This is a genomic window from Fluviicola sp., from assembly GCF_039596395.1.
Taxonomy (GTDB): Bacteria; Bacteroidota; Bacteroidia; order Flavobacteriales_D; family Crocinitomicaceae; genus Fluviicola.
The window spans coordinates 49,947-63,333 of the sequence record NZ_JBCNJT010000002.1 but is presented as its reverse complement, the minus strand read 5'-3'; the positions used below and the strand labels follow the sequence as shown (position 1 = coordinate 63,333).

The window sequence follows — 13,387 nt, the reverse complement described above, 5'->3', positions numbered from 1 at the left end:
AACATTCTTTAAATCCTTTATTTGTTCTTTTTTGTAAGTCTCTCAAAAAAGTGAAAAAGCAACGAGATAATGGCTTATCTTTGTTGCAGTAGTAGTAGGTTAGGTTGATTAGTGTGATAAGAGCTTGGGACGCCCGTCCTGAGCTCTTATCTTTTTCAGGTAATCCGGATTCTATTTTCCGGAGATCATTTATCCGAAACGTTTTCTTAGTATCTTCACAAAAACAATCATTTTAGAATGAAATCAAAGGCTAAAATATTATTGGTTGAAGATGACACCAATCTTGGATTTGTTATTTCGGACCAATTGAAGTCGGAAGGATATCATGTATCACTTTGCACCAATGGAATGGATGGTCACATGCGCTTTTCCGAAGACGAATTCCACTTATGCATTTTTGATGTGATGATGCCGAAAAAAGACGGGTTTACACTTGCCCGGGAAATCCGGACAATGAACCAGGAGATTCCGATTCTTTTTTTGACTGCCAAGGCAATGACGGAAGATAAGATTGCCGGTTTCAATGCAGGCGGAGACGATTACCTGACAAAACCTTTTTCCTTTGATGAGCTCTCGGTTCGTGTGAAAGCACTGTTGAAACGTGTAAATATCCAGGACGAACCCGAACAAAAAGTGGTTCAGATCGGTACCTATACTTTTGATACGGAGAATTTCACCTTAAAGCACCCGGAGTTTGAAAAAACACTGACTAAAAAGGAAGCGATGGTCCTGAAAATCCTGTGCAAATTCAAAAATGCCGTAGTACCGCGTGAGAATATTTTAACTGCCGTTTGGGGACAAGACGATTATTTTGCCGGAAGAAGTATGGACGTTTTTATTACCAAACTCAGAAAATACTTTTCGATGGATCCTAAAATCGCCATTTCCAATATTCATGGCATCGGTTTTAAACTGGAAGTTTTGGCTTAAACACAATGACTTACATTTTACATATTGAAACGGCAACAAAAGTTTGCTCGGTTGCTTTATCCCTGAACGGAGAGTTGGCCCGTATCCGGGAATTCAAAGACGAAGGATATTCTCACGGAGAACAATTAACGCTGTTGATCCAGGAAGTGTTGCAACTCCAGGGAATAACAGCGGAAGATTTGTCGGCGGTTTCTGTTTCTGCCGGTCCGGGTTCTTACACCGGCTTGCGGATCGGTGTTTCTACCGCAAAAGGTTTGTGCTATGCATTGAACATTCCGCTGATAGCAATAGACACGCTTGAATCAATGGCTGAAGTGGCGCGGATTGTGTACCCGGATTCCAACCTGTGCCCGATGATCGATGCACGGAGAATGGAAGTTTTTTCACTGATCACCAATTTTGAATCGGATGTTCTGAAACCCGTCAGCGCAGATGTGCTGGATGAGCAGTCATACACCGATTTTGAGCCTTTTGTTTGTTTCGGTGATGGGGCATCAAAGATGGCAGAAATCTGGAGTGGACGGAATATCCTGTTCGATTTGGAATTGGAGCCTTCCGCAAAAGGACAAATCCATGCGGCCTATCAAAAGTTTTTGAACCGGCAATTTGAAGATGTGGCTTATTTTGAACCTGCTTATCTGAAGGAATTTTACCAGGCACCTGCTAAGAAGTAATTGTCAAATGGTGAATTCAATAAGTATCAAGTGCTTGATAATTCAATACTTGATCATTGATAATTAGAAAAAAACGTTAGTTTTTTTGTCTTCGTTTCTTAATATTCGGCAGGAAAACCGTCACCATTCCGATCAAGGGCAGATAGGAACATAAATGATAAACGTATGTTACGCTCGTTTTATCAATGATTCCGCCCAAAATTGCAGAGCCCAATCCACCCATTCCGAAAGCAAATCCGTAAAACAGGCCGGAAACCATCCCGATTCTTCCGGGCAATAATTCCTGTGCATAAACCAAAATGGAGGAGAAGGCGGAGGCTAAAATTGCTCCGGCGCAAACAATACAGACGCTCGTCCAGAACAAACTGTCGATATACGGCAGGGCCAGGGAGAAAGGTGCGGCTCCCAGAATGGAAAACCAGATAATCTTTTTACGTCCGAATTTATCGCCCAATGGTCCGCCGAATAAGGTGCCCAATGTAAATGCAAGCAGGTACAGGAACAAATGCATCTGGCTGGCTGTTTCTGATAATCCGAATTTTTCTTCCAGGTAGAATACGTAATAATTGGAAATACTTGCCGTAAAGAAATACTTCGAGAAGATCAGCACCAGGAGGATTACGATGGAAAGGATAATCCTTCCGCGGGATAACCCCAAAGGTTCTTCGTTATAAGCGTTTTTCCTGAAAGAACTGTGACTTAAATAGCCTTTGTACCAGTTGCTGACTTTAAACAGGATAAAACCTCCCAGGATCGCAAAAAATGCAAAAAAGGCAATGGTGTATTGACCGAATGGAATGGCAATAAATGCAATCAGTAACGGCCCGATGGCACTTCCACCGTTTCCGCCCAGCTGGAAAATAGATTGGGCAAATCCTCTTCTTCCTCCTGAAGCATAATACGCAACGCGTGAAGCTTCCGGGTGGAAAATAGAAGAACCCATTCCGATGAGGCAAGCTGCCAGGAGAATGGTGATAAAATTGGATGCGAAGGAAAGGGTAATCAAACCTGAAAAAGCAAATAACATTCCTACGGTAAAGGAATAAGGCTGTGGTTTTTTGTCCGTAAATGTTCCAACAACCGGTTGCAACAACGAAGAAGTGATCTGGAAAGCAAAAGTGATAAAACCGATTTGGGTATAGCTCAGGCTGTAAGCGTCTTTTAAAATCGGGTAAGAGGCCGGGAGCACCGCTTGCATCAAATCATTCAGGAAATGACCACAACAAACAGCAAATAGAATAGGGTAAACTGTTTTTTTAGCATCAAATGCCACTGATTCTGCTTTCATGCCTGCAAATTTAAGCCATCCTTCGTTAAGGAGTTGTTAACTCACCGGCTTATTTTGAAAATAATAAACGTTTCACTTGGAAGATAAGATATCCCGGATAAGCCATTTTTTGGAGTTGTTTAATTCGCAATTCTGCATTGGCAATTCGCAATTAATAGGTAATTTGGTACGTCATGAGCAGCATCATTCAAAAAGGAGGGAAAAGGCCGATTATCATTGCCGGACCCTGCAGTGCAGAAACGGAGGAACAAATGATGGAAACAGCGCTTCAAATCAAGGAGTTCTGTCAGATCGATATGCTCCGGGCCGGAATCTGGAAACCGCGTACCCGTCCTGATTCCTTTGAGGGAGTAGGAGAGGTAGGTTTGGAATGGCTGGTGAATGCCGGAAAAGAATTGGGTGTTCCCGTTACCACGGAGGTTGCGAATACTAAACATGTTGAACAGGCATTAAAAGCCGGTGTGGACGTTCTTTGGATCGGTGCACGGACAACCGTGAATCCTTTTGCTGTGCAGGAAATTGCCGATGCATTGAAAGGAGTGAAAATCCCTGTTTTGGTCAAGAACCCGGTAAACCCGGACCTGGAATTGTGGATCGGGGCTTTCGAGCGTTTGGAGAAATCAGGAATAACAGAATTAGGAGCAATTCACCGCGGATTTTCGGTGTATAAACACGCGAAATACCGTAATGTACCGAATTGGGAAATTCCCATAGCGTTGCACGAAAGGCTTCCGGATTTGCCTATTATCAACGATCCGAGCCATATTACCGGAAACCGGAATTTGTTGCTGGAAGTTTCGCAGAAAGCGATGGATTTGAATTTTGACGGACTGATCATTGAAACGCACCGCAACCCGGATGCTGCGTGGTCGGATGCTGCACAGCAGTTAACGCCTCAAAACCTGGGAATTCTCCTGGATTCATTGGTGCTGAGATCGCAAAATTCCGAAAAACTCGATAGTGAACACATTTCGGTCATTCGTGAGAAGATCGGCGACCTGGATGATCGTTTATTTGATATTCTTACCGCCCGCATGCAGTTGAGCGAAGAACTGGGAATTTTCAAAAAAGAGCACAATATCACCATTTTGCAGCCTGAACACTGGAAGAAGATCATTTCTGCCAGGTTGAGCCGGGCAAATGAGTACAAACTGAGCGATCGTTTTGTGCGCCAGGTCATGGATGCGATTCACCAGGAATCCATTCGTCACCAGGTGCGTGTGATGAACAACGGTTCGGGTAAAGAGGAATGATGAAACAGGTAATTCGCCCACGACTGATCTCAGGTACCGTTGTAATCCCTGCCTCCAAAAGCGATGCGCAACGGGCCATTCTCTGTGCTGCTTTGTCGGACGGAACTTCACACGTAACCGGAATCGGGACAAGTGATGATGAACAGGCCATGCTGGAAGCTGTTCATCAAATGGGAGCAGTTATTCGGTATAGGAGAGGGAATGAGGATTTGCCTCCTCATGAACTTGAAATTCATTCTCATTCTGTTTCAATTACCGGAATAAAAAGCCTTGCTGAGAATGTGCAATTGTCTGCCGGTGAATCCGGTTTGGGACTGCGCTTGCTGACTTGTGTTGCTGCTTCTTTTGAGCAGAAAGTATTGCTAAACGGAAGAGGAAGCTTGCTATCACGACCGATGGATTTCTTTGATGAGGTGCTTCCTCAGTTCGGAGCAATTGTTTCAACAATGGATGGTAAGCTGCCGATAGAGGTTCAGGGGCCGCTTCATGGGAAAGAACTGGAAGTGGACGGTTCGCTGAGTTCTCAATTCATTTCGGGGTTATTGATGGCATTGCCGACAAGCCGTGAATCAAGTACTTTGACCGTTAAGAACATGAAGTCCGGACCTTATATTCAAATGACGATCAATACGCTGAAGCGATTCGGAATAGTGGTTGAGCAGGAAAATAACCTGTTCTGTATTCCGGGAAATCAGCAGTATCAATGCACGGATTATTCCGTGGAATCGGATTGGAGCTCGGCAAGTTATTGGCTCGTTGCTGCTGCGATCGGCCATTCGATTGAAATTTCAGGGTTGAGCATGCGCAGTTTGCAAGCGGATAAAGCATTGTTGCAGGGATTGATGAGTGCAGGTTGCAAATTGTCATTCGGTGAGAATACGATCCATGTGGATGGTTCGGGCCTTCGTGCTTTTGAATTTGATGCAACGGATTGCCCGGATTTGTTTCCTGCATTGGCGGTTCTGGCAGCCAAATGTGAAGGCGTTACGCGAATAAAAGGAGTTCACAGATTACGCCACAAGGAAAGTGACCGTGGAATGGCTCTTCAAAGCGAATTGGGGAAAATGGGATTGAAAATCGACCTGGAAGCTGATTGGATGCTTATTCACGGAACCGGAAAGTTGAACGGAGCAGAAGTCGATTCGCATCACGATCACCGGATCGCCATGTGTTTGGGCATTGCCGGAACGTTTGCAACGGGTGAAACAATCATTACGAATGCTGACTCAGTTTCAAAGAGTTACCCGGATTTCTGGAAGCAATTTGACTCTTTATAATTAAAATCAGCCGTTTAGATTGAAAATTAACCACTTATCATAAATTCACGCAATTTAGCGGGGTCATCTTGAAAATTAACATTTCCTTTTCTAAATTCGTAGAGCTGAAACACTAATAGACAACATCTATAACTTACTACTAAGTTCCAGAATTTTTATTTAAGTAACAGCAATATTTATTGCCACATTTACTGTGTTTGACTAAACTCAAAACGCTGTAAGGTTTTTTGGTTTCTATAAAGAAAGTTTGGTTGAATGCGGTTGTGAAGCAATAGTAATTTTTCTTCATAATCAGGTAAAAGCATCAGCCACGGCTGATGCTTTTGAAGTTTTATACAGTCTGATTATTCCAGGTAAACCGGTTGCGTTTTCCCGTAATCTACCTGGTAGTCAAATTTGAATTGTTTCGTTTCCCCTTTATTGGTGATGAATTTCCAGGTCAGGATTCCCGTTTTCTCGTCGAGAGTTGCTCCTTCATGAGTTCCCTGTTTGACTTTGATATCATCATTGATGGAAATCGGGAAGTGATCTTTTACAATGATAGGAATAGAAGCACCACCGTTGTTGCGAATGGTGAAATCCCAGGTTACTTCGTATTTGTAGCGGTTTCCAAGCAGACGTGTTTTACTCATTTCCTCGCTGCGTTTTCGCGAAGCGATAATTTTCTTGTCTTTTCCTAAAGAGAAGCTCAATGTGTCTTTGGAAGAATTCACATCAATGAAGCTTTTCCCGATATACGTTCCGTCAAAGTACAAATTCGATTCTCCGTTCAACAAGTTCAGTTTTTCCCAGCCGGAAATCTGTGCCACCAGATACACCGATTCGTCCAGTTTCGGAACCGCGTGGTATTCGTAATCTGCTTTCATTTGGTAAGTAGCAATGGCTACGCGGTGATCCGCATCATCCGAAGGAACGGAAAACGGAGTTTCGATCTGGAATTCCATGCGCAAATCTTTTTCTACCTGCTCTGCAATGGAAGCATCGTAAATTCCGGGAGTGAATGTTTCTCCTGAAACCTTGTATAATTCGTCGTCTTTTCTTCCTTTTGCGCGCGTTTTGCGGGTAGATGCAATGCCTGCGGTCAATTCAACTTCACTCAATTCTCTTGATCCTGCAGCATCGGTCAGGTAGATATCGCTTCCTGTAAATACCTGGTTGATCTTACCATTTATCACATCACCGTTTCCAATGGTTTCCATAGCAACAGCTTCCGGATATAATTGTGTTTTGATGTATGGGGCATTGATATTCACATATTGCGAACGATAGCCCAAATAGGAAATGGTATAGCTTCTTTCGCCCCTCGGAACGGAGAATGTAAAACGTCCGGTTGCATCTGTGGTGAAGCTGTTTAAGGGATTGTTGTTCATGGAAATCTTCGCAAAAGCCAGCGGTTCGCCGGAAGTGGCGTCGGTTACTTCTCCGTGAATGGTTTCTCCGTCGAAGTTGTACTCGGGAATGTAGCGGTCAACGATTTGCTTTCTCGGAGCAGGTGTGTAATAATTCACGTACCATGGATCAATCACCGGTTCCTGCGTATTGTCGTACGGATCGTTTGTGGAAAGGATCAGTTTGATGTTTTTCCAGTCGATTCCTGTGTTTTGGGAAACCAGCCCTTTTGCTTCCAGTAAAACCGGCGCGCCAACTCCGTTGCTTCGCATGTCGTAATAAGGCTTCCAGGAAGCTTTGTGAGTGATGTAGGTAAAGTCGAAATCAATAGTTCCGGCTTTTTCTACGTCCAGTTCTACTTCCACTTCTGTGTAGTTCACAACCGGTAATCCTTTGCGGGTATTGATTTCCTGTTCGATGGTGTTGATCTTGCGAACTACCGCTTCTATTTCAGAATCCAATTGCGATTTACGGGTATTGATTTCCGACAATTTTGCATGGAAGAAGGTCGAAGCTTCTTTCAGTTCGGCAATTTTCATAGCCTGCTGCTGACTGCTGAGGCTGTTGTTTTTGAGCAAAAGCTGTTCGTCCAGGAGCAATACTTTGTATTCGTCGCGCAGTGTGCGTGCCTGTTTTTCCAGGACTTTTTTGCGGTCATTCTTTTCGTTCAGTTCCGTTTCTGCAATGGTTTTGTCGTCGAAATTCTTGCGGGTGCGCACACTCAGGATGGTTGCCCCTTGTGAGCATTTCAGCTGAATGGAACTCGGGTCGAGGAAATCCGTCAGTTTCTGGAAAACCACCACTTGTTTCCCGGTACCGAGGTTTAATTCTTTGGAATGTTCTACCTGTGCACCTTCTTTGAAGACGGTTACTTTTTGGATCATCGCTTCCGATTTGGTTTCTTTCTGGTTCCACCCGAGAACAGGAATGAGCAGTAAGATCAATGTTAATTTGTTCATAGTATAATGTAAAAAAAAACGTACCCAGCAAGGTACGTTTATGTGTTCAATTCGTTCAACGGATGATTAAAGTTTTACCGGTAAAATCAATTTGTTTAAATCGATTTCGTAGATATCGATACTACTTTTCTTATCATTTACGGTCAATCCGCTTAAGTAAGCTTTTCCTAATTCTTTGTAGATCACGAAATGCGTGTCGTCGTTTACCGAGTTTACCAATGGGCCTAAGTTCTTAGCTTTTGTCCAGCCGGAACCCGTGTTTTCAGAAACAAATACATCCAATCCGCCCATTCCGACGTGGCCTTCGGAACTGAAGAAAAGGAATCTTCCGTCCGGAGAAATATAAGGAGTGGTTTCGCGCATAACCGTGTTTACACTGTCGCTTAAGATTTTTGCTTCTCCCCAAGTTTTCCCGGTGCGCTGTACAACGTAAATATCCGTAGAGCGCTTATCTCCTTTGCGGTCGGAAACAAAATACATGGTATTTCCGTCGGCAGTCACAGTTGCCGAACCTTCAAAGAAACTGGTGTTGATCGTCTTGTTGGCAATTACTTTCGGAACATTCCATTTTCCTTTCTTGGTAAATTCCACTTCTGCAATATCGGATGATCCGGTTACTTTTTTCGCATTGGTAGCCGTGTTGTTCATCGTTACAGTTGCATGCAAACCGTCTTTGGAAAGCCAGGACATGGATTCGAATCCCGGGCCGTTGATGCGTTCAACGTTGTTGGAAATACTGTCGTACTTCAGCATTTTTTCGTTCCAAACTCCGGTATACACGTCTTCAAAGTATTCCTGGTCATCGGGGTTCATCATTCCTCCGGTTGTGTTCGCTCTTCTGGAAGTGAAGTAAATGCGTTTTCCATCAGCTGTGAAAACAGGCGCATAATCGTTGTATCCGGAATTGACATCTCCCATTAGCGGCATGCGCAGGTTTGCAGTTCCTTTGTTTGCTTTTGCAAATTGAACGGAAGCCAGTTTGTTTTCCGTATTCAATTCTTTTGCACGTGATTTGGAAAGCAATTTCAATGCGGTCTGGAAATAGTTTTCAGCTTCGTCCAATTCATTCATGTTATGACAAGCAGTTCCCAGGATATCGTAAACTTCCGCGTCCACATCATCCGGTCCTTTTGCAATAGCATCCAACCCGTATTGTTTGGCATATCCGTAGTTTTTCAACCGGTAGTGACAGAAGGCGATCCAGAAAGAAGCTTTCCAGGAGTTCGGATCTTTAATTGCAGCTTCGCGGAATACCAGTAAGGCTTCACGGATTTTATTCTCGGCAACCAATTGTTTTCCCTGGTCGATTTTAATCAAAGCAGCGGATTTGTCAATAATTCCCGTAACGCTATCCTTCGAAATAGAAGTAAAAGCGAATGATTTGCTGGCACATAGTAGTAATAACAAAGTTCCGAATAGGATTTTCATATAGAGATGTTGTATAATTCGAAGACAAAATAAGATAAAAAAATGGAAAAACAACCTATGAATTGCTAGTTCAAATGTTTAAAAGATTTAATTGTTCAATGGTTTCAATATTTTGAACTTTTTGAACGCTTTGAACCTTTTCTACCTTAAAGTGTTTTCTGCAAACTCGTCTTTGCGGTGTGTTTTCAAATCCAGCAGGTCGTGCATGGCAATCGTCGCTGCCACAATGGCCCAGATCGGAGCGAAGGAAGCGCAAAACCAAAGTCCGAGGTTGGTGATGAAGGTAAGGATGAATTGTCCGGGATCAGCGCTGAAGCCCGACCAGTCGAAAAGCGTATTCAGATCAATGAAGTTCCAGATCAAAATGGAATAGACCGACCCGATCGAAAGCGCTATTCCGCGGTTTTCCCGTGCAAGTTGCGTGCTTTCCTGCACATTCATCTGAAGGCGCTCGTGGATGTAGTCCATGAATGAAAAACCGTAGTAATAGAAACTGATGAAGAAAAGGACGTGGCGAACCGGACTGATGCTGAAATCTCCCCAGCCGATTACCCCAATGAGGAAAATAACGGTGAAAAAGAATACTTCCCACATGATGTTGCGTACCCCGATCTTCAATCCGCGTTTGATGTCGTTAACCAGTTGCGTGAAATTGAACCGATAGCGGTTTCCGGTAAGAATGAATTCGACTTTCTGGGAAATTTTTGAAAATAAGGGCGCGAGCAGGATTACCACGAGGTATTTGGCGAAGCGCATGAGGGTTGTTGCGACCAGGATTTCGAACAATAATTTGATCAGGTACCAGATGATGCCGTTCATACTAGTGGCAGTTGCTTTCGGTTCGTGCAAATGGATCATGAAACCTACCTGGTAAATTCCCAGCATCAGAATGGCCGGAAAAATGATGTAGAAATACAACTTGTAATCGATGATTAAGCGAAATGCTTTGACGTAAGCCTTGTAACCGATGAAAAGGTTCTTGATGAATCGCATGTTTCAAAATTACGAAATATGAATTACGAATTTCGAATTAAAAGATGACTGAGCGAAGTCGAAGTACCTTTTATGAATTATCATGTGAGATTTCGTTATCCATAACTAAATCGATCAATTCGGCATTCGTAATTCGCAATTAAGCATTAACTTTGCACCTTTCAAAAATGATCCTATGAGTAATTCCATGTCTCTTACATCGTTAACAGCAATTAGTCCCGTTGATGGACGTTACCGCTCAAAAGTTAGCGAACTGGCTCCTTATTTTTCCGAGTTCGGATTGATTAAATACCGGGTACATGTAGAGGTTGAATACTTTATTGCATTGGTGGAAGCGGGAGTTGGCCCGTTAAAGGCGGTTTCTTCTTCGATTTTCCCGAAGCTGAGAGAAATCGTTACGGCTTTTTCGGAAGCGGATGCTTTGGAGATCAAAAATATTGAGAAAACGACCAATCACGATGTGAAGGCGGTGGAGTATTTCCTGAAGGATAAAATGCAAAACCTCGGATTGGAAGATTACCTGGAGTTTATTCATTTCGGGTTGACTTCCCAGGATATCAACAACACTTCCATTCCGTTGAGCCTGAAAGAGGCGGTGAACGAAGTATACATTCCTTCATTGAATGAACTGATCACTGTTTTAAAAGGATATACGAAGGACTGGTCCGGGATTGCTTTATTGGCAAGAACACACGGGCAACCGGCTTCTCCGACAGTTTTAGGGAAAGAAGTAGGGGTTTTTGTATACCGTTTGGAAACACAACTGGAAATTCTGAAAATGATTCCTTATGCCGCTAAATTCGGTGGTGCAACGGGGAATTTCAACGCACACCAGGTAGCTTTCCCGGAAACGGATTGGGTGGCTTTCTCCAATAAGTTTGTGAATGAGCAATTGGGATTGACCAGAAGCCAGCTGACCACCCAAATTGAGAATTACGACCAGCTGGCGAATTTATTCGACTGCCTGAAGCGTATCAATACGATTATTCTTGACCTGGACCGCGATATGTGGACTTACATTTCGATGGAATATTTCAAACAGAAATTGAAAGAAGGCGAAGTAGGTTCATCCGCAATGCCGCACAAAGTAAACCCGATCGATTTCGAGAACTCGGAAGGGAATATCGGGATTGCAAATGCGTTGTATGAACACCTGGCTGCGAAATTACCGGTTTCCAGGTTGCAGCGCGATTTAACGGATTCAACGGTTTTGAGAGCGATCGGAATGCCGCTTGCCCATTCTTTGATCTCGTTTAAAGCAACTATTGCCGGATTGAACAAATTATTGCTGAACGAAGCAGCGATTCAGCAGGATTTGGAAGATAACTGGGCGGTTGTAGCTGAAGCGATCCAAACGATTTTAAGAAGTATCGGTTTCCCGAAACCTTACGAGGCTTTGAAAGGATTGACACGTAAAAACGAGAAAGTGACACAACAAACAGTTCACGATTTTATTGATACATTGGATGTCGAGGATTCGATGAAAGCGCGTTTGAAAGAAATCACTCCTTCTAATTACACCGGGGTAAAACTGGTGTAAGAAATCTTTTAAGGTTTATTGGGCAATTAATTTTGCCCGGAATGGATTGTGAACACAGGTTTTTCTTATATTACAGAAAAAAAGCCTTGCGATTTATCCAACTTACTTTTTTTCTGGTATTGAATCATTTCCTTTGGGGGCAGGTTCCTCCTCAAATTGATTGGGGACCTGAGAATTTGGCCCGGCCCAATACGCTTGCTATTTTACCCAAGGACAACGGTGTTTTTTTTACATTCCATTACGGCAATGGTTCCCTGATGCCTTCTGCCAAAATTTCGCGCTTTGAGAACGGGAAAGAAATCATTTCCAAACGGATAGAACCGCGGATTGACCAGAAAATGGTGACGCTGGAAGATATGTTCCTTTTTTCCAATCGTCTGTTCGGCCTGTTTTCGGATAAAGTAGGAGCATCCGTGACTTTATACATGCAGGAATACGACGACGATGTGGATCCTTTCGGGCCGCCGCTGGTTGTTGCTTCTTATGTGATTCCGAAAGGCTGGAGTAGAAATGTATTGGTAACAACCAAAGTTTCCCCGGAGAACAATTTTTTAGTGGTGGATTACCTCATTCCGGCTAAAAAAGAAACTTATGACCGCTTCGGCTACAACATCCTGAACAAGCAAATGGTTTCGGTGCGTGAAGGAGAATATGAAATTCCATACGATTCGAAACTTTCGGCTGTGGAGGCCCGGCATTTGACCGATAAAGGAGATTATTTCCTGGGAGTATCCGTTTTTTCCAAAGCATATTACAGTCTCTGGAAGGATTTCGGACAGGTAGACAAATCGGTGCTGATACATATGAGTCCGCAGGATTCCATGAGGATGTATGAACTGGATCTCGAACAACGGAAAGTCTATAATTTCGTGATTACTTCAAACGATTCTACGGCAATCCTCACCGGAACCTGGGGAGACGAAGATTCAAGAGGTGCGAAAGGAGTTTTTTATTCGACCTTTTCGCTTCAGTCCAACCAAATGGAGTCGCCGAAGTTCCTCGAATTTCCTCTGGAAGTGCTGGAACAGGAAAATCCGCGGTCGGATGATATTTACAGTTATCAGAATATCAATAACGAATTGCTGAATTATGCCTTCAGGAATGTGATCTTGCTGCCCGACGGATCGCTCAGCGTGCTGGCGGAGCAGTATTACATCTATGAAGTAAATACAACCGATTCCAGGGGAATGAACCAGGTGACGAATTACTACAATTACAACGATTGCATAGTTTATTCGATTTCCAATAAGGGGGAACTCAACTGGTTCCGGAAAATTCCGAAGAAACAGGAATCAGTCAATGATTTCGGGCAGTTTTCTTCCCTGATCAGTTATACCAGCAAGGGAAACCTGGTGATATTTTTCAATGATCACGTCCAGAATTACGACCAGATCGGGGCATACCTGGGAACACGGATTCCTTTCTCCAATTCTTTGCGGTACAAAGAGTATTGTCTGGCAAAAACGAGTGTTAACCTGGAAAACGGGGAAACACAGCGAAACCTGTTCTCACCTTATGATGCGATAGGGGCATTTGTGTGCCTGAAACTTTCCACAGTGAATTACAAAACGCACCAGGTGATCTTCGCAGCGTCGAATAAAAAAGATAAATACGGCTTTCTGTCTTTCGAATAAACAGACCGGATTAACTACCGCG

General features: G+C 43.4%; 10 protein-coding genes. 6 read left to right on the top strand and 4 right to left on the bottom strand.

Annotated features, from left to right (window positions below; all coding sequences use genetic code 11):
- The first annotated feature begins 237 nt into the window (after positions 1-237).
- Both ABDW02_RS09365 and tsaB read left to right on the top strand, forming a co-directional pair.
- Positions 238-930: a response regulator transcription factor gene (locus ABDW02_RS09365; RefSeq protein ID WP_343634294.1), complete on the top strand. Its 693-nt coding sequence runs from the start codon at positions 238-240 to the stop codon at positions 928-930.
- A 5-nt stretch (positions 931-935) separates the two neighbouring features.
- Positions 936-1,604, top strand: coding sequence for a tRNA (adenosine(37)-N6)-threonylcarbamoyltransferase complex dimerization subunit type 1 TsaB (gene tsaB / locus ABDW02_RS09360; protein WP_343634293.1), 669 nt, complete (start codon positions 936-938; stop codon positions 1,602-1,604).
- A 76-nt stretch (positions 1,605-1,680) separates the two neighbouring features.
- On the opposite strand, the gene ABDW02_RS09355 is transcribed toward tsaB, so the two are convergent.
- Positions 1,681-2,892, bottom strand: coding sequence for an MFS transporter (locus tag ABDW02_RS09355; protein ID WP_343634292.1), 1,212 nt, complete (start codon positions 2,890-2,892; stop codon positions 1,681-1,683).
- A gap of 173 nt (positions 2,893-3,065) precedes the next feature.
- On the opposite strand from ABDW02_RS09355, the gene ABDW02_RS09350 reads away from it, so the two are divergent.
- Together ABDW02_RS09350 and aroA are read left to right on the top strand one after the other, a co-directional pair.
- Entirely contained in the window at positions 3,066-4,145 is a 1,080-nt protein-coding gene (locus tag ABDW02_RS09350; protein ID WP_343634291.1) for a chorismate mutase, read from the top strand.
- Positions 4,145-5,422 carry a 3-phosphoshikimate 1-carboxyvinyltransferase gene (aroA, locus tag ABDW02_RS09345; protein ID WP_343634290.1) on the top strand — a complete coding sequence of 426 codons (1,278 nt, stop codon included), beginning with the start codon at positions 4,145-4,147 and terminating at the stop codon, positions 5,420-5,422. Before ABDW02_RS09350 ends, aroA begins: the two co-directional genes overlap by 1 nt.
- Positions 5,423-5,766: 344 nt before the next feature.
- On the opposite strand, the gene ABDW02_RS09340 is transcribed toward aroA, so the two are convergent.
- The 3 genes from ABDW02_RS09340 to ABDW02_RS09330 all read right to left on the bottom strand — a co-directional run bounded on the left by ABDW02_RS09340 (position 5,767) and on the right by ABDW02_RS09330 (position 10,191).
- A complete protein-coding gene (locus ABDW02_RS09340; RefSeq protein WP_343634289.1) occupies positions 5,767-7,770 on the bottom strand; it encodes a mucoidy inhibitor MuiA family protein in 2,004 nt (667 codons plus the stop codon).
- Between the two features lie 66 nt (positions 7,771-7,836).
- Positions 7,837-9,198: a hypothetical protein gene (locus ABDW02_RS09335; protein ID WP_343634288.1), complete on the bottom strand. Its 1,362-nt coding sequence runs from the start codon at positions 9,196-9,198 to the stop codon at positions 7,837-7,839.
- 141 nt (positions 9,199-9,339) lie between these two features.
- A complete protein-coding gene (locus ABDW02_RS09330; protein ID WP_343634287.1) occupies positions 9,340-10,191 on the bottom strand; it encodes an EI24 domain-containing protein in 852 nt (283 codons plus the stop codon).
- A 187-nt stretch (positions 10,192-10,378) separates the two neighbouring features.
- Between ABDW02_RS09330 and purB the strand changes: the two genes are divergently transcribed.
- Complete coding sequence (gene purB, locus ABDW02_RS09325) at positions 10,379-11,731, top strand: adenylosuccinate lyase (RefSeq protein ID WP_343635937.1); 1,353 nt, start codon at positions 10,379-10,381, stop codon at positions 11,729-11,731.
- 119 nt (positions 11,732-11,850) lie between these two features.
- Entirely contained in the window at positions 11,851-13,365 is a 1,515-nt protein-coding gene (locus tag ABDW02_RS09320; RefSeq protein ID WP_343634286.1) for a hypothetical protein, read from the top strand.
- Positions 13,366-13,387: the final 22 nt, after the last annotated feature.

Coding starts and splice junctions, on each gene's coding strand:
- aroA (WP_343634290.1), top strand. CDS start 4,145: ATGAAACAGGTAATTCGCCCACGACTGATCTCAGGTACCGTTGTAATC.
- ABDW02_RS09350 (WP_343634291.1), top strand. CDS start 3,066: ATGAGCAGCATCATTCAAAAAGGAGGGAAAAGGCCGATTATCATTGCC.
- ABDW02_RS09335 (WP_343634288.1), bottom strand. CDS start 9,198: ATGAAAATCCTATTCGGAACTTTGTTATTACTACTATGTGCCAGCAAA.
- ABDW02_RS09330 (WP_343634287.1), bottom strand. CDS start 10,191: ATGCGATTCATCAAGAACCTTTTCATCGGTTACAAGGCTTACGTCAAA.
- ABDW02_RS09355 (WP_343634292.1), bottom strand. CDS start 2,892: ATGAAAGCAGAATCAGTGGCATTTGATGCTAAAAAAACAGTTTACCCT.
- purB (WP_343635937.1), top strand. CDS start 10,379: ATGTCTCTTACATCGTTAACAGCAATTAGTCCCGTTGATGGACGTTAC.
- tsaB (WP_343634293.1), top strand. CDS start 936: ATGACTTACATTTTACATATTGAAACGGCAACAAAAGTTTGCTCGGTT.
- ABDW02_RS09340 (WP_343634289.1), bottom strand. CDS start 7,770: ATGAACAAATTAACATTGATCTTACTGCTCATTCCTGTTCTCGGGTGG.
- ABDW02_RS09365 (WP_343634294.1), top strand. CDS start 238: ATGAAATCAAAGGCTAAAATATTATTGGTTGAAGATGACACCAATCTT.